Source organism: Salinibacillus xinjiangensis (assembly GCF_009649735.1).
GTDB lineage: Bacteria > Bacillota > Bacilli > Bacillales > Alkalibacillaceae > Salinibacillus > Salinibacillus xinjiangensis.
The window spans coordinates 358,262-382,768 of record NZ_WJNH01000002.1 but is presented as its reverse complement, the minus strand read 5'-3'; the positions used below and the strand labels follow the sequence as shown (position 1 = coordinate 382,768).

The window sequence follows — 24,507 nt, the reverse complement described above, 5'->3', positions numbered from 1 at the left end:
GCGTTAAAGGGTGACTTTGATCTATGTTGACAGATGTTAGAATACATAGGTGGGGATGCTTGATCTACACCGCCTTGCATTTCCTGAACAAGACTCACGAAATTATGAAAATCAATGGCTTTTTGATGAGCGAATAATTCTAGGTATAACACTATATTAATTAAAAAAAGTTAACATTTTGAGAGCAAGGGTCATGAACAGAAAAATCTCGACAACGAAAAAAGTCGTCTAAGTGGCGAACCCTATGATGGCACAAAGAACGACTCTTATTTTGTCTTCTACGTCTTTTACGTCTTCTGTGTTTTCTACATTTTCGACATCTACAGGACATCATTCCACCCCCCCTTAATACTAGATTCACTACTATATTATGTATTTTGCTAGCTGATGAAAGGTACAACCGTACCCTGCCGCTTCAAAATGTACATTCTCCTATCAGGTTTGCCTAATGAATTTTGACATAAAAAAGAGACTGTCTTTACGACAGCCTCTTATCAGCATTGGATTAAAGTACGGAAACAGCTGGCAAGCAAGTAATAGCACAGAAGCACTCAAGATCAACTGTAATGCAGATTCCAGTACGTCTTAAGTCGTTCACTTCTTCACCATCAATTTGTTCACAAGGGTCATCGTCACGACGTGCACCTTGTTGATTTCCTGGTCCATCTGGTTGACGACGATCAAATGTTAACAATTCTAGTACTGCACAGCACTCATCATCATCAACCTCGTTAACACGGAAGATAAAGCTTTCTGTACAATCAAATTCAGCATCGTTACCCATTCCTTCTATATCGGCACCAAATGCTCTAAATGGCTTAAGGTCTTTTCCGTATAGAATAAATGGTACGGTATCTAAATTGTTTCTGGAAACAGGTGCTAGCAAGTTGTTGATGGATCTTCCGCAGCTAACATCACATAAATCATCTCTTACATCATCTTGAGCATCGGCGATTGCACGAACAACATCACATACACAATCTCTTGAGTTGAAAATGTCTTCCCCTGCTACACGATTATCTCTTTTTTTACCGCAACCCATAGATTGAAACACTCCTTTTTGTAGAATTTAAGATTTACAATAACAAAGTATGTAATTGAAAAGGATTGGTATGGTTATTTATCACAAACATAAGAAAAACACATAAATTAGGTATTTGTGTCGGAATTAAATTTAAATTCTTAAAATCAAACTAGGATAATGACACAGTCAATCTAGGGTTTTGTTGTATATATTAATAATGAACATTTAATTATGATTCCCCTTTGTAAAACGGCTCTTCAAGGGGCGTTTTTATTGAAAATGAATAGGAAGAAGGGAAGATAACAATGTGGAATAATGCATACAATTGGATGTTTTTCATTGTTTTGTCAGGTTTTCTTTTCATCTTCTGGCTCTGGCCGAGTGACAATAACCTTCCACAGCTTGGTAATATAGAGCCCTTTACAATGGAGACCGTTCAAGGCAATCAATATCAGCTAGATAACGATAAAATTAAGCTCGTTACGTTTACTACACAAGTTGTCCTGATATTTAATTTATGATATGGCAACCACCGACAGTCCTATGGATACAGAGAAAATTTTAGGAGACATTCGTACCCTTCATTAATCACCAAATCATGAATTGCTCTGTTCTACTCTAGGATGAAAAAGTAATAGCCTAGTTTAGATTCAGGGTTCTTGGATTATCAAAAGCAATAGTTTGGTACAATAGGTGAAAACGAAAATACGGAGGAAGTAGAATGAGAAATAGGATTCGTGAACTAGGCATTACAGTTGGATCATTCCCAACTGGCAAGCGCAATATGATTACAGACGTACCAGGAGTTCAAGTAGGCAATGTCACGTTAAAGGAAGATTTGCCAAATGAGGAGTGTATTAGGACGGGCGTAACTGCGATTCTACCTCACACTGGCAATGTATTTCAGGATAAGGTACCAGCTGCATCATTTGTTCTCAATGGATTTGGTAAAACTACAGGTCTTATACAGGTGGAGGAGTTAGGAGTAATTGAATCCCCGATCATGCTTACAAACACATTTAATGTTGGTACTGTACTACAAGGAACACATAATTACATATTAGAAAATAATTCTGATATTGGAGACCAAACAGGCTCCTTAAATGTCGTGGTCGGTGAATGCAATGATATGTATTTAAATAGTGTTAAAAAAGTTCCGATTCGTGAGGAACACGCGCGAAAGGCAATTACCAATGCAAGTAGTGAAGTTGAAGAGGGAGCAGTTGGTGCAGGAACGGGAATGATGTGCTATCAGTATAAAGGAGGTGTGGGAACTGCTTCTCGTCTTGTAAGAGACAACTATACCATTGGAGTACTCGTAGTTAGTAATTTCGGTAGACGTGAAGAGTTCGAATGGGGTCATTACCAACCCACAAAAATGAATGATGAAGAGGTTCCGGATGGTTCGATTATGATGGTTGTGGCAACCGATGCTCCCGTAACGGATCGTCAGCTAAAGCGAATTGCCAAGCGCGCACCAGTTGGCTTAGCGCGAACGGGAAGCCGTGTACACCATGGGAGTGGAGATATTGTCATTGCCTTTACAAATGGTTACACAATTCCTCATAACGTTAAAGGGGAATATCAAGCAAAACAAGTCCATATCAGAGATGATTCCAAAATTATGAATGAACTGTTTCAAGGAGTAGCAGAAGCAACAGAGGAAGCCATTTTAAATTCATTAACCAAAGCGGAAACGACTTCCGGAAGAAAAGGTCGAGTATTAGAAGGAATTCCATATGACTCTTTTAAAGCCTTTACTGATTAAATTCAGTAAAGGCTTTCTCTTTTGGATTGGCGTTAGCTAATATTCTCTTCTGTTGAAAATGTCATTGCCTAGACATGTTATAGCCATTATCGGACATACTAAAAAACATAAAAATGGAATGTATGAACGTTTTAAAAGGAGGAGTGATACTGTGAATAAAAACCGCTTGATTGATTGGCCTACGTTTATTGGGGCTCTACTTTTACTCTTATTAGTCACTGTACCGCTCATGATTTTTCCGGAAAAAGGGGAAGAATTTGTTTTAGCGGCTAATGATTATATTACAACAAATTTTGGTGTTATTTATTTATTAGTTGGACTTGGGGTATTTTTCTTTTTACTTGTTGTTGCCTTTAGTAAGAATGGTTGGGTAAAACTTGGTGACAAAGATGAAAAACCTGAGTTTGGTAACTTTTCTTGGGCTGCAATGCTTTTTTGTGCAGGGATCGGCTCGAGTATTTTATATTGGGGAACTATTGAATGGGCCTTTTATTATCAAGGTCCCCCGTTTGGTATTGAAGCTGGGACACAGGAAGCTATTCAGTGGGCAGCAACCTACGGGATTTTTCACTGGGGTCCTATAGCCTGGGCTATATATACGTTACCAGCATTGCCTATGGCCTACTTTTATTATGTGCGGAAAAAACCAGTCTTGAAGGTGAGTGAAGCTTGTCGACCGCTAATTGGTCGTGCAGCGGACGGCATATTTGGTAAATTAATTGATGTCTTGTTTATGTTTGGTTTACTGGGTGGGGCTGGAACAACCTTAGCATTAGGTACTCCGATGATTGCTCAAGGAATCCACTCTTTAACTGGCTTACCGGTTAATATGGTGTTAAAGACGGTTATTTTGTTATTGTGTACTGTTATTTTTGCGATAAGCTCCTACACAGGCCTACGCAAAGGGATTAAATATTTAAGTGATTTAAACTTGTGGCTAGCCATTTTCCTGCTCGCATTTGTATTAATATTTGGTCCAACTCTTTTTATTTTAGAAACCACTACCAATAGTATTGGTCTTCTTTTGGACAACTTCTTTCATATGAGTACATGGACTGAACCATTTCAAAATATCGGCCCGTTTGAGCAAACAGGATTTCCTGAAACATGGACTGTGTTTTACTGGGCTTGGTGGCTCGTTTATGCTCCGTTTGTGGGATTGTTTGTGGCTAAAATCTCACGTGGTCGGACCATTCGACAAATGGTTCTCGGTACGATGATTTATGGAACATTAGGCTGTATTTTGTTCTTTGGTATTATGGGGAATTATGGTCTCCACTTACAGTTAACAGGTGAGTTTGACGTCATCAATGTATTGAATGAACAAGGGGCGCCAAGAGCGATTATTAGTATTGTAGAGCAATTGCCTTGGTCAGGGCTAATGCTATTTGTCTTTACTGTACTGGCGATTATATTCTTAGCGACAACCTTTGATTCAAGTTCTTATATTTTAGCATCTGTCGTGCAAAAAGAGGTTGACGATGAACCCATTCGTTGGAACCGGATGTTTTGGGCATTTGGCCTATCCTTTCTTCCACTTATATTAATGTATATTGGGGGATTATCTACATTACAAACAGCAAGTATTGTTGGTGGTTTCCCGCTCTTAATTATTTTGACTATGCTCGGTTGGTCTTTTATGAGAGCGTCGAATGGGGATATACGAGCATCGGAAAACTATAAACCAAAGACCATAAATCTTGACCCGAAAAGAATACGAGAAAGACTTAGACGAAAAAGGAAAAATGAGAACAAGTAGCTGCAGGTATTTGGGTTCAATTCCCCTGTGTTATCAGGGGAATTTTCCCTTAAAATTAGTAACAGCAATGAAGTGGAGTGACATTTGTGGAAGAATTTCATCACGTATTTATACAGCTATTAGTGCTTTTGGTGATTGCAATTACGGTTATTGCCATAGCAAAAAAACTAGAAGAGCCAGCTTCCATTGCATTGGTTTTAGTCGGATTGGTTTTAGGGAGTATTGATGAACTTCCTCTACTTGAAGGTGCAGAACAATTTATAACACAATCAGAAGTATTTCAGGCGATTATTATCTCTCTTTTTCTGCCGATATTACTTGGAGATGCTACATTAAAAATGCCATTCGGAGATTTATGGAAAGAAAAACAAGTTGTATTATCTTTAGCCTTTGGTGGAACCTTTCTTTCCTTTCTGATCATTGGTTTAGGTGCTCACTATTTATTAAACCTTCCGTTAGCAGCAGCCTTTTCATTTGCGGCACTTATGAGCGCTACAGACCCCATTAGTGTTATCTCCATTTTTAAATCCCTTGGAGTTAAGAAAAAAATGTCTACCATTATGGAAGGGGAATCCTTATTTAATGATGGGATTGCGGTAGTATTGTTTAAAATTGCTACCCTTTATCTTCTTACTTATATAGAGCTCGGTTGGGAAGGATTGGGCCAGGGGATATGGATGTTTGTAAAGTTTAGCTTAGGGGGAGCCATAGTTGGGTTAATCCTCGGATATTTTTTCTCGCAGATTATTCGTCTCTACGATGATTACCCGCTTGAAATTGCTTTTTCGGCATTATTATTTTTCGGGAGTTATTTTATTGCAGAAGAATTTCATTTCTCTGGGGTAATCGCTGTCGTTATTGGTGGTTTTGTATTTGGAGATTACGGAGCAAAGATTGGTATGTCCGACCAAACGAAAACAAATATCAATACATTCTGGGATGTAGTTACTTTAATTGCCAACTCACTCATTTTTTTAATGGTTGGACTAGAAATACGTAACATCGATTTTACTGGAAAATGGTGGCTTATCATTGGAGCAATTTTACTTGTTTTGGTAGGAAGAATACTTGCGCTATTCATCAGTACCGGTTGGATCAAAACCATCAGTCGAAAGGAAAGGATTTTAATGAATTGGGGAGGGTTAAGGGGGAGTCTGTCGATAGCCTTGGCCTTAAGTATCTCTCCTGACTTTAATGGAAGAGAAACCATTCTGTTACTAACCTTTTCTGTTGTTTTGTTTTCACTTATCGTTCAAGGCATTTCGCTAAAACCAATTATTAAGATGCTAGGTATGGCGGGTAATAAATGATTTAGTAAGCCTTTTATTTCTATATTTTCAAAATTCTCCTTTTTAAAAGTGTCAATTCATAGTAGAGTAATTATAGAGTTACACTTTACGTAAGGGGATTTCATAGATGCAGAAAACTAAGTTACTCGTATTAATTGTAATAGTCATCATCTTTTTCATCGGGTTTCAATGGAGTACGAAGGGTTATGTATTTGTTCCCCCGGACCTAATTGAAAAAGAAGAAATTGATAGAGCAATTGCCATTACTACACATCAAATGGAACAACTTGATGAAGCGGAAGTAAACCAAGATGTAAAGGAAAATATAATTGATAGTTTAATTCAACAGAAGGCATTAGTTGCCGAAGCTAAAGATAGGGGAATCGAGGTATCTGAAGAAATGGTCAATAAAAAAATCAACAGTACCATTGAAAGGATGAAAGAATTTAGCTCGGATGAATTAGGGTTAACAAGCTTTTTAAAGGAAAAGGGCTTAACCATTGAAGAATATTTTCAAAACTATATACGGGGACAGATGGAAGAGAGGGTATTAATAGACAAGCTATATCAAGAAATGGAAAAGAAGCTTGAGGCGCCCAGGAATTATCGAGAATTAGATCAAGAGGTTCAATCGATTGTAAACGAGTTTAGGGAAATGCACCAAGAGGAAATTACGGAGTTAAAAGAGCAATATTTGTGATTTTCAAAGGCAGTTTTCGTTATGTTGGGGCTATTTATACTTTGGAGTAGATAGACACTGCGACATAACTCAGGCGTGTTCTAGCTCTTTAAGATGAGTGTAAAGACCATCGCTCCGGAAATACACTTCGCTATCACCCAGGGGCACAAGTGCGACATCTACTCAAACTCCCTATGGTCGTTTTCGTAGTGTCTTCTTTGCCGCGGGCGAGCGGTGAGCCTCCTCGCTAACGCTGCGGGGTCTCACCTGTCTCTTTGCTCCCACGAAGAACAGGACGTTCAAGTGTCGGTGCTCTGCCACTGGACGTGGCCGTTTTTAACCGACCAGGAGTCTCCGTGTATTTCCTCTGCTAAAAGCAGTTCCTCATTCGTTTATTTAGAGCTGAACTATTGGTTATCAAAAGCTTTTTAACCATGCATTCATCAGAACATTCCAATAGCGGAGTATTCTGCCGAAACGGTATGCATGCACTCATATTATTCAGTACAGAACGAATCGAAATTTAACTACGTCGCATTTTATATCTTTTTAGACAAAAACGCCATTCTGTTATAAAAGAGCGTTTAAAAATACCTACTCCTAGAAGAAAAGGAATAGGTATTTTTTATCTACTTTTGATTGTAACCCTTTTTTTTCACAAAATTCGTTACATCCATGCGAATGGGGTTGGACAATTTACGCTGGACTTGGTCGGTAAATGTATCGGAGCGGTTGTTTTCACTTCGGCTTTGATAGTAAGCCTCTAAACGTTTGTTAAACTCGTTTAATTCTGCCTCTAAAATAGCATCATTATCCTCATATTTATTTTCAAAATAGATGGCCTTCATAGGTAGTCTTGGTTTTTGTTCTGGATTGTGATCTGGGTACCCTACCGTCATTCCAAACAGCGGGATAACAAATTCAGGAAGTTCAAGTAATTCATCTACTTTTGCTATATTGTTACGTAGGCTACCGATATAACAAATACCAAGCTCCATACTTTCAGCTGCTATAGCGGCATTTTGTGCAGCCAATGCAGCATCAACGGTCGCAACGATAAAGTGCTCTGTATTTTGGAGGTTTTCCATCATTTTTTCTCTTGTCTTTTCATTTGCCTTTAAAAATAATCGCCTTAAATCAGCACAAAAGACAAAGAGATGGCTATTATGTTCTACATAGGATTGTCCGGATATGCCAGCCAATTCTTTTTTCAGTTGTTGGTCAGTTACGCCAATGATACTATAAGCTTGATAATAGCTAGAGGTGGAGGCATGCTGAGCGGCTTCCACTATGGTGTGAATCTGTTCCTCGGTCAAAGGTTTTTCTTTGTATTTACGAATAGAACGGTGATTAAATAAGACGTCTAGCATATGTTCCATGGTTTATACCTCCTAATCATGTCGGTTACTGGAAAATTAAAGCTCAAAAACGAAGGTGTTTTGTTGTGATTGGTTTTCACTTTCTTCAAGTTGTATTTCTGTTTCTTTTGGATTGGTAGCTAGCTGTACCTGAACTTTATCCTCATCAACCCATTCCATACTTTCAATGACGTAATGATAATTTAGGATATCTACTGTCAACTCCTCGTTTTTTAAAGGTAAAATCTCCATATTTTCTAAATCAATCACACTAATATGATTTTTTTTCGTTTCATCAGTTTTTGTTCGTGCGAAATGAAGTAGGATTTTTTCTTGGTCCGGTGACATTTGAAAAGATACAAAGCTAGCAATGTCAGCAACGGGTATGATTCTTTCTTCCTCTCCTTTTTGAATAAAGAGGTACGAGCAATCATTATTTTGACAAGCATAGCCCATCACATATAGTGAGCTATTTTCTAAGTCAATGAGATGTGTAGCTTTAAAATTTTTGGTGAGTTCCTCAACATTTGAATCAGCATTTCCCAAATAATAAGCTAACAAGGGAATGTTACTTAACGAAATGGTTAAGGAATCGTTTGTACTAACAATAGGTATGGAAATGGTCTGCGGAAGCTCTACTTGCTCTTCCTCTTCTTCCTCTCCGATGACAGGGACATCGACAACCTCAGTTGCTTTTTCCTCTGAGCACCCAATCAAAATCAATAATATCAGTAGCATAAATATTCGTTTCATTTTTCTTACCTCCACATTCGACCAATGATGTACCACCTTTAGTATACTGAAAAATTGTTGGTAGAGGAAATAAGAGAATTTACCTAAGGTCATTTTTCATTCACCTGCCCATATGTAATTCCATACTGTAATCATAGGTAGGTGATGGATGTGAAAAAATTGTTCATATTTCATGCGTTACTACATCTATGTTTGATTTTCGTGATTTTCCTTCATTTTTTTCGTGTCATAGGCGATGCGCTAGCTGCTGTCATTGTCATCCCTATTTTTATCTATTTGGTCATTCTTTATCAGTGGATTAATAACGGCTCCTCCGGTGATCCGTAACCAAAAAAGCTGCTTCTATTGCGAAGCAGCTTTTTTGGTTTTGGGAGCTGTTTTCTTTTTAGCTGTTGTTTTCTTTTTGCCACTTTTGGTTGTTTTGGTTCCTTTTTTGGAACGGTCTAAAGAGGCTTGTAGGGCTTCCATTAGATCAGTTACATTATCAGGCTTTGGCTTATCGGTAGCAGTCGTTACTTCTTCATTTTCTTTCTTTTCTTCAATTAATTCCATTAAGGCAGTACGATACTCATCTGTATACTTTTCCGGATCAAATTCAGTTGTGAGCTGATCAATCAACATTTTAGCTGTGTCCAATTCCTTTTCCTCAAGATTATCCTCTGCTGGCACGTTTGGAACGTGTTGGGTGTCTCGTACCTCATCAGGATAGTGAATAGTTTCCATAACTATTGTGTTGTTATAGACACGAACAATGGCTAGCTGTTCCTTGGAGCGTATGACAATTTTAGCTATCCCAATCTTTCCCGTATCTTTTAATGACTTTCTTAATAAAGCATAAGCCTTACTGCCACCCTCATTAGGTGAAAGATAATAGCTGCGGTCAAAATATACTGGGTCGATTTCTTCCAATTTCACAAAGTCCACGATCTCAACGGCTTTATCCTGTTGTTCTTTTTTTATTTTTTCAAGTTCCTCGTCGTCTAACACGACAAACTTATTTTTGGCGTATTCATAGGCCTTCACGATATCATCATTTTCGATTTCTTTCTCACATACGGGACATATTTTTTCATATTGAACCGGTGTTTCGCATTCTTTATGAAGATTCCTTAGTTTAATATCCTTATTTTCTGTGGCTGCATGTAGCTTTACAGGGATGTTAACTAGACCGAAGCTAATGGTTCCCTTCCACATTGTATGCAATATTCTTCACTCCTTTTCGTTGGTGTACCTTCTTTCTATTCATAGTCTGCTTCATTTTTCCAAACACTATAAATGAATGAAAGATATTTTCCATGGAAGAAGAGGGGATTATATGTGGAAGCCGATGCTACCCAAGCTATCGAACGATGTACCTAAGGATGATTCATGGGTTTATGAAGTGAAATATGATGGTTTTCGCACTCAATTGGTATGGAATAAAGAGGAAATTCAATTGTTCTCAAGGAATGGAAAGAACTTAACCCAAAATGTTCCGGAAATTATTTCTTTTCTAAAAGACCATGAAGAAGCTGTAAGGCCATATTTACCCATACGCCTAGATGGAGAATTAACTATTTTACATACATCCATAAGAGCGAATTTTTCTTTGTTACAACAGAGGGGGAGATTAAAACAAAATGAAAAAATTAGAAAGCATGCGGAAGAACATCCGGCTACTTTTCTTTGCTTTGATTTATTGGAGTATAAGGAAAAAGATTTAAGTTCGCTTGCTTTAAATAAACGAAAAAGTAAACTTAAAGAATTATTCGCTGCATTACAGTGGCCAGAAAAGGTTATTCCTCGTCATCCAATTGGATTGATCACAGCTACTAAACAGTTCGAGTCCCTATGGAATGGACTTAAGGTTGAATATGGTGAGGGTGTAGTTGCGAAAAGGAAAAATAATAAATATGAAACTGGTAAAAGGGTAGATCACTGGTTGAAAATTAAAAACTGGCGTAAGCTGACCGGTTTTATTACTGAATATGACCCAGAAAATGAATACTTTACTGTCGCTATTTATAACCACAAGATTGTGGAAACACTAGGTGTGTTTAAGCATGGTTTATCCAAAGATGAATTTGAAACGTTAACCACACTTATAGCCGAAAAGGGGGAAAAGACAAATGAAGGCATTTACAAGATTCCACCGGGGATATGTGTGCAAGTGAATTGCTTAGGTGCAGAAGAGGGGCAGCTACGTGAACCAAATTTTGATCAATTTCGCTTGGATTTATCGCCAGAAGAATGTACGAAAGAAAAAGTTGCTGTCGATTTAGCAATGTTGCCTAATAAGGTTGAAGTAACGAATCCTACTAAACCTTTATGGCCGAAACCAGTCTTCACCAAACAGGATCATTTAACTTATTTGCGTAGGATAAGTCCTTTTATGCTGCCACACTTATATGACAAAAGATTAACCATCATCCGTTATCCGCACGGAGTAGAGGATGAATCCTTCTTTCAGAAGCATCGTCCTGATTATGCACCAGATTTTGTGGGCACCTATGTAAATAGTGGAGAGGAGTTTATGATTTGTAATACATTAGAAGCGTTGATTTGGATTGGTAATCAAGGCAGCATTGAATTTCATATTCCCTTTCAACAGATTGATTCCAAATTCCCTGATGAAATCGTGTTTGATCTAGACCCACCATCAAGAAAGGAATTTTCATTAGCTATAAAGGCCGCTCGTATTTTAAAGGATATTTGTAATCATATGGAATTATATTCATTTGTAAAAACATCAGGAAATAAAGGCTTACAAATTCACATTCCATTGCCTGAAAAGGGATTAACTTATGATCAAACACGGGAGTTTACAGAAGCAGTTGCATATTTATTGGTCGAGCATCATCCTGAATTATTTACGATTGAACGGCTGAAGAAAAATCGTGGCAATCGATTATATGTGGATTATGTCCAGCATGCAGAGGGAAAGACGATTATCGCACCTTACTCTCCTAGAGCTACTGATGAAGGTACAGTCGCCACACCAATTTATTGGGAAGAGGTTCAAGACGATTTAAATCCAACTGATTTTACAATCAAAACGGTATTGGATAGAATTCAGTCAAAAGGGTGTCCAATGATCAATTATGAGGAGATACGTAGCAAACAGGACTTTTCGAAGCTAAAAAGTTTAATAAAATCATAAGAGGTGATAGTCATGTCTGAAAAACGTTTTGACCCGAAAAAGGCTCATAAGTTGGTTGATCCTATTCGCGAGGAAATAGTACCTCCGCAAAAGATTTTGGAGCTGTTGTCCTTGTCTGGAGATGAAAAAATAATCGACTTAGGAGCTGGCAATGGGTTTTTAACCCTTCCACTTGCCGAGGCCACATCGGAACGGGTGATGGCGGTGGATGTTGAAGATGGTATGCTTGGTATGCTTGATGATCGTGCGAAGGAACAAAACATCCGAAATATTGACCGAATGAAAAGCCAAATTGAAATCCTCAAGTTTCCTGATGCTTCCTTTCAGCGTGCGGTTGCTGCTTTCGTACTGCATGAGGTGGATGGTATTGAGCGAACATTAAGAGAAATTAAACGGATTTTGACTACTAATGGACAACTGCTTGTCCTAGATTGGGAAGAGGTTGAGTCTGACGAAGGGCCGCCCCTAGATCATCGTATCCATTCAGAACGAATGGAGAAACTTGTAGAGAACGAAGGATTTGAGGTCGAAAAGGGGCACTTGAATGGCGACATCTACTATATCTCTGCAAAAGTAGGGTAAACCAGGGAAAATATTAATCCCTGGTTCTTCTTTTTCAATAAAAGCTATAATTTTATGAAAAATCTGGTATACTGTTATCAACATAAGTAAAGGAGCGTGATGTTTTATGAAAATATTAATTACTTATCAAACACACAACCATTTATTACAAAAGGAGGACTATCGCAAATAACATGTCCTCCAATAATTAAGGAGGAAACAAATGAATTATACTTTACAGGACTTAGGCTTTTCACCGTACTTTGAGGACCAAATCAAGGGGTCTTTGCTTAAGGTAGGGAGAGTCGCGACTGCTACAAATGAGCAATATAAGATTTTTTCTCCTGATGGTGTATTTCACGCTACGATATTAGGGAAGATTCGTTATCTAGCTGAAGGAGTGCGAGATTTACCATGTGTAGGAGACTGGGTCTTGTATGAACAATTGGGTTATGATGATCATGCTATTATTCATCAAATTTTAGAGCGGAAAAGTTTACTTTCAAGAAAAGTTCCAGGTAATGAACAAAAGGAACAAATTATGGCATCCAATGTTGATACGGTCTTTTTAGTCAATGCCCTTAATAGTGACTTTAATTTGAGAAGAATGGAGCGCTACTTGTTTCTCGTATATGAAAGTGGGGCAACACCGGTATTTGTACTTACAAAAAAAGACTTATGTGAAAATGTAAACGACAAAATATCGAGTGTACAATCCATTGCCCCTGGTGTAGCAGTTGTGGCTGTGGATTCCATAACAGGTAACGGGTATGAACAAATTTTACCATTACTTTCAACAGGAAAGACCGTTTCACTACTTGGCTCATCAGGTGTAGGGAAATCATCTATGATTAATCGTTTATTTGAACGGGATATACAAAGAATTAAGGAAGTCCGTCATCAGGATGATAAAGGAAAGCACACGACAACACATCGTGAACTCTTTGTGTTAGGTGAAGGTAGGATTATCATTGATACACCAGGAATGCGTGAATTACAGTTATGGGGAACCGGGGATACCATGTTTGATGCCTTTCAAGATATTGAAGAATTCGCTAATCATTGTCAATTTACAGATTGTAAGCACCAAACAGAACCAAAATGCGCTGTAAAACAAGCGATTGAAGATGGAAAGCTGGATGAGGATAGACTTAACAGTTATCGTAAGTTAGAAAGAGAGCTTATCAGACTAGAACGAAAAGAAAAATTCGGAACTCATCGTGCGAATAAGCTACAATACAAAGATATGAAGAAACGTTAAACGTGTTTTATATGAAAATCCCTATTGCTCAAGTTATGTATCTGAAAGAGGAATAGGGATTTCTCATTCATTTAAAGTGATTTTTATAATGATGCTGCGAATTAAAAAACCGACTAAAAGGCCAGGAAGTAATGATAGCATCGGTAACCAAACAGGACCTAATACGACCCCGAATACCTTAATATGTTCCGCGTAAATAAGCCCTACAGTAATGAAGTATGCCCCAAATACAAATGGTAAAAAAATATAGGGGGTTTCACCTTTGTCGACCTCATAATATGCATCCCACAATGCAAACATGTATAAACACGGATAAAACATGAGAAATTGGTAGTTCGTAACTTCAATAGCTTTATTAATCTCCCCAAGAAAGCTGTAACGAATGGCTGCGTTAAAACCACTAAACACATTTATTAGAATCTCCATAAAAATAAAAGTAAAACCAACGATATACCTTTTTTGTAACACCTGTGCAAAACCTGGTAAAGCTACGTTCCACAAAATAGATGAAATTTTTTTCTCTCTTTTCAACATGTATCACTACTTTGTTTTAGATTGGTTAAAATGTAAAAATATGTTTTCTGTGTTTATTAAGATAACCGCCATTTTATTTTTTTATCCAATCTACTAGTGAAAAAACATAAGTACATATAAAAAAAGAATTCTTATCATGTCCATGAATCCTTCTTTTTATCGGAAAATATACTTTGTATTATCCACTGGCAACTTCATGATATGTAATCTGACTGACTAAATCCTTAGGTAAGGTTATAAGAAAGCTTGTTCCTTTTCCGAGCTCACTTTTCACCTCGATTTTGCCGTTCATCGATTCAATAATATGTTGGACAACCACTAACCCAAGTCCAGTGCCTTTTTCTCCTTTAGTTGAAAAATAGGGTTGGAATAACTTGCTAATCTGCTCCTTTGACATCCCATGGCCTGTGTCTTTAATGATAATGATAAACTCGTATTCCCTTTCGAAAGTGTCTATATTAAGCTTCCCCCCATTAGGCATGGCTTCTATTGCGTTTTTCATGATGTTAATGAATGCCTGTTGGAAGAGCTGGGGAACCCCGCTAGTGAAATAGGGCGGTAATTCAGAAAGCACTTGAACTTGATTTCGATTAGCGAGAGGAGTCACAACATTAATCATTTTTTCAAATTCTCTATCGATTTGTATGGTTTTCTTTTGTTTCTCCTGTGGTTTTGCAAAGTACAAATAATCCGCAATAATATTTTCTGCCTTATCCAATTCATCGAATATCGTATTGAAATACCACCTTTTCCGTTCATCCTTTTCTTCTATAGACAGAAGCTGTAAGAATCCCCTAACCGTTGTTACCGGGTTACGAACCTCATGAGCAATACTTGCTGCTAAATGGGAGACAAGCTCTGTTTTTTTATAATGGTATACTGCTTCTTTTAACAAAACGTTGTTCAATACAACTTCCGTAAAGTAGATCAATAATGTCACTGCTGATGTCAAAATTAAAGAATTGATAATCCACTCAGTATAAGAAAACATTGGCTCTTGGTATATGGACATAAGAATATAGGAGAAGGAAGGAAAAATTTGGATAATGGTAACGCCAATTAGCGTTTTTCGCCAAAAGTTTATAGCTAAGAACCTTTTGTAAAAAACGATACTGACCAATAAAATAAGAAGTGCCACAATTAAAGAGAGGTATAAACCTACGCCGCCAAAAAACATCCGATAAATGGATTGTACTAAGAACAAGCCTACACCAACAACTGGTCCTCCATATAAAGTGCCTAAAAGGAGAGGAATATGGCGTAAATCATAAATATATCCGGTTTGAATATCAGTGTGAAATGTTATACATAGAATAATTGCGATTGAGGATGCAATGAAAATTGATAATTTATACTGATATTTCGTATGAATTCCGTTGATTTTTAGGTTGTAGACAATAGAAACGATTAATTGACATAAAAAAATTAGTAACAGATTAGCAAATATAGCTGTATATCCAACCCCCATATCGTTCCTCCATTCCCTCTGTTAAATTCCGACTGTTATTATAGGAAATAATTCGTCAAAAAATATGAATATCCTCCTAATTTTTTCAAAAATTAGAAAAATACTTTTTTTCATACTATAGGAGGAGATATATTCCTACTTAAAACGGTTATTAAAATTTCTTTCTAAATTTATGATTAATTATATAGTTAAAGGGTATAGAACATATATAGAAATTGGTTGGAACATTTATAATCATTACCTTCATAAAATGAAATGTACCTTTAGCTAAACCTTTCCGATAAATGACCATTTTGACTTTTTTCCATAGTCTGCTTAGACCACAGGCTATGGTCTTTTTTTGTTATAGGGTGGCTGAATAATTTTGAAATGAAAATAGAAAACTTTAAAAGGAGTCAATTTTTTACGAAATGAAAAACACTAAATGATATGAGGGGTATTAACATGGCTAAGCAAAAATGGGCATTATTTGCCTTGGCATCGATCCCACTATTGATGACTTTAGGGAACTCGATGTTTATTCCGGTCTTACCAACGATTGAAAATGAGCTTAACATAAGTCCCTTTCAGTCAAGTTTAGTCATCACGGTTTACTCAGTAATTGCCATTCCTTTAATCCCAATTGCAGGGTATTTATCAGATAAATTTGGTCGTAAGAAGATTATGATTCCCAGCTTAATCATAACCGGAATTGGTGGGGCGATCTCAGCATTTGCTGCCTGGAAAATGGAAAATCCTTACATGGTAATTTTAATCGGTCGATTTTTACAGGGAATTGGTGCTTCAGGTGCTTTTCCGGTCGTAATCCCCACGGTAGGGGATATGTTTAAGAAGGATGAAGAAATCACAAAAGGTTTAGGAGTGATTGAAACCTCTAATACGTTTGGGAAAGTGTTAAGTCCAATTTTAGGAGCGGTTCTCGCCGCTTTTATTTGGTTTATCCCATTTGCGGCTGTACCAGTTCTTTCTTTGATTGCCATAGTTTTATTACTGATACTTGTCCATGCTCCAAAACAGGATAAGGACGAAAAGAATTTCAAAATCTTCTTGAAATCCATTAAAAACGTGTTTCATTATAATGGGCAGTGGTTAACGGCTATTTTTGTTATTGGATGTATTAATATGTTCGTTTTGTTTGGCTTTTTGTTTTACTTATCGGAAATATTGGAATCGGAATTTCAAATGGATGGGATATGGAAAGGAGTATTATTAGCCATACCCTTGGTTGTGTTGTGTACAGCATCCTTTCTAACAGGTAAGAAGGTTGGGGAAAATAAGACCTTTATGAAGTGGTTTATTTTTATAGGCAATACGGGAGCAGCTCTTGCTTTGTTTTTTGTTAAAACTGGAATGTCATTAACGATGACACTTGTATGGTTAGCTCTAGCCGGTTTAGGGATTGGAATTTCTCTGCCTTGTTTAGATGCGTTAATTACAGAAGGAATAGAGAAGGATGTGAGGGGAACCATTACCTCCATTTATAGCAGCATGAGATTTATTGGGGTGGCTCTTGGTCCGCCTCTTATTGCGTTAATGATGGACTCTTTATCGGGATACATCTACCTTACATTAAGTGGAATAAGTTTAGTAGCAGGTATTCTTACTTTCTTTTATATTAAGCCCGATCCTAGTCCAAATACAGAACGACTAGCTAGATAAATACTCCGCAAGTAGTGAGTTTTTATCCAGCTAGCGAAATTTCAAACTAATTTTCGCTCTTTATGAAAAGCATCTCTTAATCCAGTTTCTTCCCCATTTTTTATTCGAATAAAATTATCTCGGTGGATTATAACGGCTAATATGGTTAAAAATCCAGCTGTCATCAATGCATATATTCCATAATCGAGTAAATAGGTGGAAAGACTAAACACGGAGTATAAGGCCATAGCCCCAATCACAATATAGTTAGTTAAAATCGTAAGTAACACGAATAGTAATAATCCAATAAGTGCAAATTTCCAATTAATCACGAAGAAAAGACCGATAACCGAAGCTGTCCCTTTTCCACCTTTAAATTGCATGTAGAAAGGAAAATTGTGTCCTAGAATAACAGAAGCCCCGTTCGCATAGTAAAGAAAGTGTTCAAAATTACCATGGATTTGTTGACTAAATAATAAACCAATAAATAGAACAGAAATAACGGGCTTTAAAATATCAATAAGTGCTACAAAAATTCCATATTTCCATCCAAATACGACTGTTACATTGGAGGCACCTGCATTTTTACTCCCCAAGCTTTTAATGTTTGCTTTTTTCCATTTACCAATTAAATACGACGGTTGGATGCATCCAAATAAATAACCGACAAGTACGCTTATTATGATATATTCGATTTTTTATCCCCCCCTTTTGCAGAAAATGGATGTCTATTTTAACTGTAATCGATTTTGAGTAATTTTCAAGACTTTTTTAGTGAAAAAATGGGAGAATCCACTGTGGATTCTCCCATTTATCTTGGGTTTAATTTACACTAGAAATTTTCGTTCCAGGAAAATAAAACTGAATAATCTGTTTGTAAGACTTTCCAGCTCTCGCCATTTGTTGGGCTCCCCATTGACTCATTCCTACCCCATGTCCATATCCATTTCCCTTCATTTGATAGGCAGAACCACTTGAATCAAAGGATGTAATTAAGTAGCTACGAAATATGCTGCCACCAATCATTGGACGGATTTTTGTTAATGGAACATCATCTAAGGAGATTTGGTCCATTAGCACAAAATTACCTGGTAGCTGGTACATAAATCGAATTGTAATGGATCCGTTAATCGAGCGCCCTGATTCTGTTTGTTGATTCGAAATCGAAAAGTGGGGGATCGAAAGGATTTTTGTATTCTGATATCCCTGGCTTTGTAACCAAGACTTGATGTTGGCTGTGATTTCTTTGTTTTTTTCTTCAAAATGTTTCCAAATACCGGGGAATTCCCAAGCAAACAGAAAATATTCAGTTGGAAGCTGTTGTTTGTGTAACGTAATTTCCCAAGGCTCCTTTGGGTCGTAAGGGTCCGGTTTTATTGGATAGTAGCTAATATCACTTCCACCCCAAGCATTTCCATTTGACTCTGTATGCCCACCATTACTAGCGGAGTAAAAGGCGTGAATGGGCTTCCCATTGTGGGTGATGATTTCTCCTTTCGTTTCTTCAACTGCTTGATTTGTTCTTTCAAAGGTAGAAAATCCTCCATACACCTGGAATTTAATTGTATCATCCATTTGCTGTTCACCATTAAGGTGCATAAGGGCGTAGGTTCTTGCGGCAAGGCTTTGTGCCTTTAATGCTTCTAAATCCCATTCCGAAAATACTTCAAACGGAACGACACCCTTTAAATAATCCTCTAGATGGAGCTGGTTTATCGGTCGGATGTATTTTTCGTTTTCTATGGTGAAATCCATGGCACCTTGATAGGGGCGGTCATTAATATAGATTAAATTTTGATCATAGGATTCAGGGATTAGCGTAAATGATCCAGGTATTTTCTTTCTTCCAGACGAGTCTTTAATATATAACTCCCCCTGCTTAACAATTAACTTATATTTCACTCCTTCCTTTAACTTGAGAGTTGGGCTTAGCGTTAAGTAATCTCCTTTAAGCTTTATGTTCATTTCAGACGTATTTTGAATATAATTCACTAGCTTGACTGATACCATCTGTTCATCAGCCTGAACTTGAGTTGGAAAGAGCCATAGACAAAAGCAAGAAATGATAAACAACCATAGTTTTTTCATATTTATATTTTTTAAGAATATACGGGTCCATATTCATACTTTGAAATGGTAAGTGGTGGTAGTTCATAGAAGGTCCTTGTTCTATTTTGGGACAGCTTTAAATAGAGTGTTACAAAGAGTTCTTCACTACACGATGGAAAGCGAAGAGGAGGCATAAAATTGTTTGACTTTTTACCAGCTAGTAATGATTTTGCACGGTATATTATCGTCATTATCTTTGTTTTTTTAACCGTTGTTTCAGTACGAGTGATCATGCAAAATCTTCATATATTTAAATTCTTAAAAAGCCAATTAGATTCATCTGAGCGAAATGTTGAAAATAGTGAGTTTTGGAAAGGAATAAAGCAACAATATGATATAGAAAATCATAGTGAAAAGGATCATATTGATGTGCAAGCATTTGTGGAATCTTATATGTCCAAGTACTCACCGCCATATAATTCTAACAGTATTTTGAGTAGCATTAATCGAATTCATTCCGCGGGATCTACTGTCATACTCATAGGAGTTTTGGGAACGTTTGTAGGCCTTATTACTGCATTATCCGGGCTGAACATTGGTGGGGGAGATATGCAGGCTTCTATTCAAAATGTTTTAGATGGAATTTACACCGCGTTTTTTACTAGTGTATTTGGGATTGCAGCGTCCCTCGTTATTACGTATGTTCACCGCAATTGGGATGCAAAGCATTTAATGCTACAGCTCACATTAAGAGCGGAAAATTTATTGCAATCCTATGCTAAGCATACGTGGGAAAGTCGAATGGTGGATTCCTTGAATCAGGTGAAAACAGCCATAACTGATATGCACCAAAGCTTAAGAGAGCTTGACCATTTTTCCGACACCATGGAAAAGGCTTCAAGCAATATGGTCGCCTATAACGAGAAATTTTCAGAAAGTACAGATACGCTGTATGGAATTTTTGATAATTTAGAAACAGCTTCTGAAAACTTTAATTCACGCATGGATTACATCCATGAACAGTTTCATCAATTTTTGCAGCAGCTTGAAAAACAGGAGAGTTCGTTACAAAGTGTTAATGACAGTGTAAATGGATTGACAAAGGATGTTTCTAGTTTTGTGAATCAAACCAGTACTCACATACAACAGCTAACCAATGATAGTAAGGGATATATGGAAAAAGTTGAACAAAAAATGACAAATTCATTTGAGAAGATGGACGACTTTTACAAACGGAATGTAAATCAGTTAGAGAAAATCGTCTATACGATGGATCAGCTTGAAAATAAAAATAAAGACTTTATTAGTAACGTCGGAAGAGCGACAGATACCATTCAGGAAGTACTTAAGGACCGTTCCTTTGATCAATTGCTACATGTGACGAAAAACTTTGCGGAAAATGTGATGGTGTTAGAGAGCCAATTTGAGCGACTCCAGGCACAATATACGAGTATGGATCAGGAGAAACAGGAATTTATGAAGTTTTATCAAGGGCAAAGAGAGGAACTCAAAAGACTTCGGGATGAAATAAATTCCTTTGCATCGCATAATGAGGGTACGAGAAGACAATTTGATGAAATTAAATTCGTATTCGAGCAAGCTGATAAATCCAATCGCGAGTTTGTGCAACAATCCTATGATTTAATTCGTGATGTTAAGGATGGTTTAAAGCAAAACACGCAAGACCAAGCCAATCAAATGAAACAAGTCATGTATGATTTTAACCAGCAAATTAACGATGCGTTTCGTAACTTAGATAATATCCTAGGGAAAAACCTCCAAAATAGCATTCAGCAATTTGAGCAGTATGTCTCCAGTACAAATCAGGCGATGGAAAGACAGTTCTCAGCTGTAAATGATTATGTTAATAACCATCTACAGTCTCATCAGATGTCCAATCGCGAGGTCGTGAGTGCAGTTGGCGATATTCGAAATCGAATTGATCAATGGGATCAACAAATGAGAAATTCAGTTCGGACTTTACCATACAGGGAGAATAGTCGACCATGAATTCGAAATACGATCGCTTATTCAAATCCAGTACAAAAGAAGGGAACTTTTGGCCAGCATTTACGGATATTTTAGCGACGATATTGCTTGTGATTTTACTGATTTTAATTACCCTTATGTTTACCAAGCAGCAAGAGCTTGAGGGCAAGGAGAAGGATATACAGGAACAGGAGGAAATCATCGATTCGCTTGTTGGCTATGAGCGGGGGATGATTGAACAACTATCTAAAGCCTTTCAGGAGGAAGGGGTAAAGGTAGAAATTGACCAGGAATCCGGTTCAATTAAGTTTGATAGTGATCTGCTATTTGATTATGATCAAACAGCCCTTAAGCCAGAATTTAAGCAACAATTAAAGCAAATTATCCCAATCTACTCCTCCGTATTATTAAATGAAGAAAATCGTGCGGCGATTGATTCTATTTTAATCGAAGGCCATACTGACTCTGATGGTACATATATGTACAATTTAGAGCTTTCGCAGGCAAGAGCATTTAGTATTGTGAGCTATATACTTAGTGATGAATTTGGTGATTTTCCTAATAAAGACATATTACGTGAGAAGATTTCAGCAATAGGTCGCTCAGAAAGTATGCCGATTTTAGTAGATGGTAAAGAAGATATGGACCAATCAAGAAGAGTAGAATTGAAGTTCCGATTAGCCATGAATGAACAAATGCAGGATGTCCTCGATGATTTGAATATCCAAAATGATTAGCAGCCTTTTATAACAGGCTGTTTTTTCTGAAAAAATTCAGGAATACATAATGAAAAATATAGCAATAATGGTAATATAATAATAGGTTTTAAAATGAATTTAATAGGAATAAGATTGGTAGGTTATATATGAGACTAACAAATACAAAATGGTTTCGGGTTGCTATTGGTATTATTTTATTTTTAGTCATTGTTTGGCTAATTAATGAGGTTCAGTTTATTTTTACTCCACTGGTTGTATTCTTTCAAACATTATTTGTTCCGTTTTTATTAGCGGGCATCTTGTTTTATTTGTTTCGACCCATAATTAACCAACTAGAGAAGGTTAAAATTCCACGTAAACTAGGGATTCTACTATTGTTTATCTTGTTTATTGGGGTCTTTGTTGTTATCATTTCAGTTATTGCACCGGTTGTACAGCAACAGTTTAACAATTTAGTGGATAACGTTCCTGAAATGGTTGATGTTGTGGAGTCAGGTGTTGAATACTGGCAAGAAAATCAAGAATACATGCCAGACTATGTGAAGGATGCGGCTCAATATGTAACAGATAGGTTAGAAACGATTATTATGTCCACTGGAACATACATTGGTTCTATATTAGGTAATGTTGTTAGCTTTGTCATTTCCTTAGTGATTGTTCCATTTATTTTATTCTATTTACTGAGTGACCAAGAAAAATTTGTCCCAAATGTTACACGTTTCTTTTCAAAGTCTAATACCGAACAAATTCGATCAGTATTCCATGATATGGACAGAGCGATAGCTAGCTACATCCAAGGGCAATTAATTGTGAGCTCCTTTGTAGGACTTGCTCTCTTTATTGGCTATCTCATCATCGATTTGGATTATTCGTTACTGCTTGCTTTATTTGGAATGGTTACCAATGTCATTCCGTTCTTAGGTCCATTTATTGCGGCCATACCTGCTATTATTGCAGCAGGATTCCAAGAACCTATCATGATTCTTTACGTCATTATTGTCATGCTTGTGGCCCAACAGGCTGAGAGTAATTTAATTTCACCACTCGTGATGGGAAAGACGCTAAATGTTCACCCGCTAACCATTATTCTTTTGGTTTTAGTAGGGGGGAATTTAGCAGGAGTTCTAGGTATGATCTTAATTATCCCAACATATGCTGTTGGCAAAGTCATCGTACAACATATCTATAAGCTATATTCCATACATCGAGAAGATAAAAAACATAAAACAATATAATATCAACTGTTAGCTGTCCTATAAGAGGACAGCTTTTTTCATTCCTATTAATGATTCTACTAATCTTCCTTCTCGCATATATAAGTAGTGAGAAAAAAAGTAAGTAGAGGAGGATCCTGGTATATAACTGGTTACTTGGATCTAGCCTCGGGAAGGAAGAGCTATGAAAAGAGGAATCATATTTGGGATGATTATTTTGATTAGTTGGCTTTTCATTACGGGTCTTCAAGCCTTAATTGGTGATAAGGAAAAACGAATTTATGCGTATCACATCTCCTATGAAACAGCTATCGACAAAAAATATTTCCCCGCACATGCAGCATTTCAACTTTTACCTCAAGAGCCTATCACACTTTTATTTGCTGGAGACACCTTATTTGATTGGTCTGTGAAAACAGCTGTTCAACAGTATGGGCCAGATTATCCCTTTCAATATGTAAAGGAGGAAGTAAGTCAGGCAGATTTATCAATTCTTAATTTAGAAACTGCGGTCACGAAAGAAAAGGAAAAGGATACAGTTCAATTGTACAATTTTAAATCAGATCCCATTGCATTAAAAGGTGTTAAAAATACTGGTTTTGATATGGTGAGTCTTGCCAATAACCATGCAATGGATTATCAAATTGATGGTTTTCTCGATACGTTAAAACATTTGGAGCAAAATAATCTCAAATATTTTGGAGCGGGTAAAAATAAAGATAAGGCCTACAGTGCACAACAGATAGTATTGAAGGGAAGGACCATTAAACTGCTTGGATTTTCACGCTTTCTTCCTGCCGTTCGTTGGTATGAAGGAGAGGGACCTGTGATAGCTAGCGCATATCAAAAGGACCGTGTTTTAGAAACAATTAAAAGAGAGGCTCAAGATACCGATTATTTATGTGTTTATATCCATTGGGGTGTAGAAGGGAATAATCGTCCTGAAAATTGGCAAAGACAATATGCAAGAGAGATGATTGAAGCAGGGGCAGATGCCATTATTGGAGCACATCCACATGTGTTACAAGGATTTGAGTACTATAAGGAGAAACCAATTGCATACTCTTTAGGGAATTTTCTATTTCCTGACTACGTCCAAGGGAGAACAGCAGAAACAGGTCTACTTACGTTAACCTTGGATGGGAATGTAATTAAGATGAGTTTCAACCCGTATTACATTCGCGCTAACCAAATTCACCCGTTAGAAGGGCAGGAACATACAAGATTATTAAATTATTTAGAGGATATCTCCTATAATGTGGAGATGGATGGAATGGAGATCCAGCCTCTAGAATAGTATGGAAG

General features: G+C 37.1%; 21 protein-coding genes. 13 read left to right on the top strand and 8 right to left on the bottom strand.

Annotated elements, in window-relative coordinates; genetic code table 11:
- Positions 1–505 precede the first annotated feature (505 nt).
- Positions 506–1,042, bottom strand: a complete 537-nt coding sequence (locus tag GH754_RS04620) for a CotY/CotZ family spore coat protein (protein WP_153727545.1) — start codon at positions 1,040–1,042, stop codon at positions 506–508.
- Positions 1,043–1,329: 287 nt separating this feature from the next.
- Between GH754_RS04620 and GH754_RS04615 the strand changes: the two genes are divergently transcribed.
- The 5 genes from GH754_RS04615 to GH754_RS04595 all read left to right on the top strand — a co-directional run bounded on the left by GH754_RS04615 (position 1,330) and on the right by GH754_RS04595 (position 6,540).
- Entirely contained in the window at positions 1,330–1,545 is a 216-nt protein-coding gene (locus GH754_RS04615; protein WP_153727544.1) for a hypothetical protein, read from the top strand.
- A gap of 200 nt (positions 1,546–1,745) precedes the next feature.
- Positions 1,746–2,792, top strand: a complete 1,047-nt coding sequence (locus tag GH754_RS04610) for a DmpA family aminopeptidase (RefSeq protein ID WP_153727543.1) — start codon at positions 1,746–1,748, stop codon at positions 2,790–2,792.
- A gap of 151 nt (positions 2,793–2,943) precedes the next feature.
- A complete protein-coding gene (locus GH754_RS04605; protein WP_407690651.1) occupies positions 2,944–4,551 on the top strand; it encodes a BCCT family transporter in 1,608 nt (535 codons plus the stop codon).
- Between the two features lie 86 nt (positions 4,552–4,637).
- A complete protein-coding gene (locus GH754_RS04600) occupies positions 4,638–5,861 on the top strand; it encodes a cation:proton antiporter (protein ID WP_323741855.1) in 1,224 nt (407 codons plus the stop codon).
- Positions 5,862–5,967: 106 nt separating this feature from the next.
- A complete protein-coding gene (locus tag GH754_RS04595) occupies positions 5,968–6,540 on the top strand; it encodes a SurA N-terminal domain-containing protein (protein ID WP_153727542.1) in 573 nt (190 codons plus the stop codon).
- Positions 6,541–7,148: 608 nt separating this feature from the next.
- On the opposite strand, the gene nfsA is transcribed toward GH754_RS04595, so the two are convergent.
- From nfsA to ku, 3 genes are all read right to left on the bottom strand, one after another.
- Complete coding sequence (nfsA, locus tag GH754_RS04590; RefSeq protein ID WP_153727541.1) at positions 7,149–7,898, bottom strand: oxygen-insensitive NADPH nitroreductase; 750 nt, start codon at positions 7,896–7,898, stop codon at positions 7,149–7,151.
- Between the two features lie 36 nt (positions 7,899–7,934).
- Positions 7,935–8,630 (bottom strand): hypothetical protein, encoded by a 696-nt coding sequence (locus tag GH754_RS04585; RefSeq protein WP_153727540.1) that lies wholly within the window; start codon positions 8,628–8,630, stop codon positions 7,935–7,937.
- 342 nt (positions 8,631–8,972) lie between these two features.
- Positions 8,973–9,833, bottom strand: a complete 861-nt coding sequence (ku, locus tag GH754_RS04580; protein ID WP_153727539.1) for a non-homologous end joining protein Ku — start codon at positions 9,831–9,833, stop codon at positions 8,973–8,975.
- A 112-nt stretch (positions 9,834–9,945) separates the two neighbouring features.
- Between ku and GH754_RS04575 the strand changes: the two genes are divergently transcribed.
- From GH754_RS04575 to rsgA, 3 genes are all read left to right on the top strand, one after another.
- Positions 9,946–11,769, top strand: coding sequence for a DNA ligase D (locus GH754_RS04575; protein ID WP_194841279.1), 1,824 nt, complete (start codon positions 9,946–9,948; stop codon positions 11,767–11,769).
- 12 nt (positions 11,770–11,781) lie between these two features.
- Positions 11,782–12,351: a class I SAM-dependent methyltransferase gene (locus GH754_RS04570; RefSeq protein ID WP_153727537.1), complete on the top strand. Its 570-nt coding sequence runs from the start codon at positions 11,782–11,784 to the stop codon at positions 12,349–12,351.
- Positions 12,352–12,553: 202 nt separating this feature from the next.
- Positions 12,554–13,591 (top strand): ribosome small subunit-dependent GTPase A, encoded by a 1,038-nt coding sequence (gene rsgA / locus GH754_RS04565; protein ID WP_153727536.1) that lies wholly within the window; start codon positions 12,554–12,556, stop codon positions 13,589–13,591.
- 63 nt (positions 13,592–13,654) lie between these two features.
- Here the strand turns inward: rsgA and GH754_RS04560 are convergent, their stop codons facing one another.
- A complete protein-coding gene (locus GH754_RS04560) occupies positions 13,655–14,122 on the bottom strand; it encodes a hypothetical protein (protein WP_407690650.1) in 468 nt (155 codons plus the stop codon).
- A 181-nt stretch (positions 14,123–14,303) separates the two neighbouring features.
- On the bottom strand, positions 14,304–15,593 hold the full coding sequence (locus GH754_RS04555; RefSeq protein WP_153727534.1) for an ATP-binding protein: 1,290 nt from the start codon (positions 15,591–15,593) through the stop codon (positions 14,304–14,306).
- Between the two features lie 444 nt (positions 15,594–16,037).
- On the opposite strand from GH754_RS04555, the gene GH754_RS04550 reads away from it, so the two are divergent.
- Positions 16,038–17,252, top strand: coding sequence for an MFS transporter (locus GH754_RS04550; RefSeq protein ID WP_153727533.1), 1,215 nt, complete (start codon positions 16,038–16,040; stop codon positions 17,250–17,252).
- Positions 17,253–17,293: 41 nt separating this feature from the next.
- On the opposite strand, the gene GH754_RS04545 is transcribed toward GH754_RS04550, so the two are convergent.
- Together GH754_RS04545 and GH754_RS04540 are read right to left on the bottom strand one after the other, a co-directional pair.
- The gene (locus GH754_RS04545; protein ID WP_323741864.1) at positions 17,294–17,911 is read right to left on the bottom strand and encodes a glycerol-3-phosphate acyltransferase; all 618 of its coding nucleotides are present in this window, start codon (positions 17,909–17,911) and stop codon (positions 17,294–17,296) included.
- A gap of 142 nt (positions 17,912–18,053) precedes the next feature.
- The gene (locus tag GH754_RS04540; RefSeq protein ID WP_228550124.1) at positions 18,054–19,319 is read right to left on the bottom strand and encodes a SpoIID/LytB domain-containing protein; all 1,266 of its coding nucleotides are present in this window, start codon (positions 19,317–19,319) and stop codon (positions 18,054–18,056) included.
- A gap of 159 nt (positions 19,320–19,478) precedes the next feature.
- On the opposite strand from GH754_RS04540, the gene GH754_RS04535 reads away from it, so the two are divergent.
- The 4 genes from GH754_RS04535 to GH754_RS04520 all read left to right on the top strand — a co-directional run bounded on the left by GH754_RS04535 (position 19,479) and on the right by GH754_RS04520 (position 24,499).
- Positions 19,479–21,290, top strand: coding sequence for a MotA/TolQ/ExbB proton channel family protein (locus GH754_RS04535; RefSeq protein ID WP_153727531.1), 1,812 nt, complete (start codon positions 19,479–19,481; stop codon positions 21,288–21,290).
- The gene (locus GH754_RS04530) at positions 21,287–22,006 is read left to right on the top strand and encodes an OmpA family protein (RefSeq protein ID WP_153727530.1); all 720 of its coding nucleotides are present in this window, start codon (positions 21,287–21,289) and stop codon (positions 22,004–22,006) included. Before GH754_RS04535 ends, GH754_RS04530 begins: the two co-directional genes overlap by 4 nt.
- Before the next feature lie 128 nt (positions 22,007–22,134).
- Positions 22,135–23,223, top strand: a complete 1,089-nt coding sequence (locus tag GH754_RS04525; RefSeq protein ID WP_153727529.1) for an AI-2E family transporter — start codon at positions 22,135–22,137, stop codon at positions 23,221–23,223.
- Positions 23,224–23,386: 163 nt separating this feature from the next.
- Complete coding sequence (locus tag GH754_RS04520) at positions 23,387–24,499, top strand: CapA family protein (RefSeq protein WP_153727528.1); 1,113 nt, start codon at positions 23,387–23,389, stop codon at positions 24,497–24,499.
- Positions 24,500–24,507: the final 8 nt, after the last annotated feature.

Bases quoted from the DNA above. Each gene is read 5' to 3' on its own strand.
- GH754_RS04540 (WP_228550124.1), bottom strand. From the start codon at position 19,319: ATGAAAAAACTATGGTTGTTTATCATTTCTTGCTTTTGTCTATGGCTC.
- GH754_RS04575 (WP_194841279.1), top strand. From the start codon at position 9,946: ATGTGGAAGCCGATGCTACCCAAGCTATCGAACGATGTACCTAAGGAT.
- GH754_RS04550 (WP_153727533.1), top strand. From the start codon at position 16,038: ATGGCTAAGCAAAAATGGGCATTATTTGCCTTGGCATCGATCCCACTA.
- GH754_RS04530 (WP_153727530.1), top strand. From the start codon at position 21,287: ATGAATTCGAAATACGATCGCTTATTCAAATCCAGTACAAAAGAAGGG.
- GH754_RS04595 (WP_153727542.1), top strand. From the start codon at position 5,968: ATGCAGAAAACTAAGTTACTCGTATTAATTGTAATAGTCATCATCTTT.
- GH754_RS04570 (WP_153727537.1), top strand. From the start codon at position 11,782: ATGTCTGAAAAACGTTTTGACCCGAAAAAGGCTCATAAGTTGGTTGAT.
- GH754_RS04615 (WP_153727544.1), top strand. From the start codon at position 1,330: ATGTGGAATAATGCATACAATTGGATGTTTTTCATTGTTTTGTCAGGT.
- GH754_RS04585 (WP_153727540.1), bottom strand. From the start codon at position 8,630: ATGAAACGAATATTTATGCTACTGATATTATTGATTTTGATTGGGTGC.
- nfsA (WP_153727541.1), bottom strand. From the start codon at position 7,898: ATGGAACATATGCTAGACGTCTTATTTAATCACCGTTCTATTCGTAAA.
- GH754_RS04610 (WP_153727543.1), top strand. From the start codon at position 1,746: ATGAGAAATAGGATTCGTGAACTAGGCATTACAGTTGGATCATTCCCA.
- GH754_RS04620 (WP_153727545.1), bottom strand. From the start codon at position 1,042: ATGGGTTGCGGTAAAAAAAGAGATAATCGTGTAGCAGGGGAAGACATT.
- GH754_RS04555 (WP_153727534.1), bottom strand. From the start codon at position 15,593: ATGGGGGTTGGATATACAGCTATATTTGCTAATCTGTTACTAATTTTT.
- GH754_RS04520 (WP_153727528.1), top strand. From the start codon at position 23,387: ATGAAAAGAGGAATCATATTTGGGATGATTATTTTGATTAGTTGGCTT.
- rsgA (WP_153727536.1), top strand. From the start codon at position 12,554: ATGAATTATACTTTACAGGACTTAGGCTTTTCACCGTACTTTGAGGAC.
- GH754_RS04525 (WP_153727529.1), top strand. From the start codon at position 22,135: ATGAGACTAACAAATACAAAATGGTTTCGGGTTGCTATTGGTATTATT.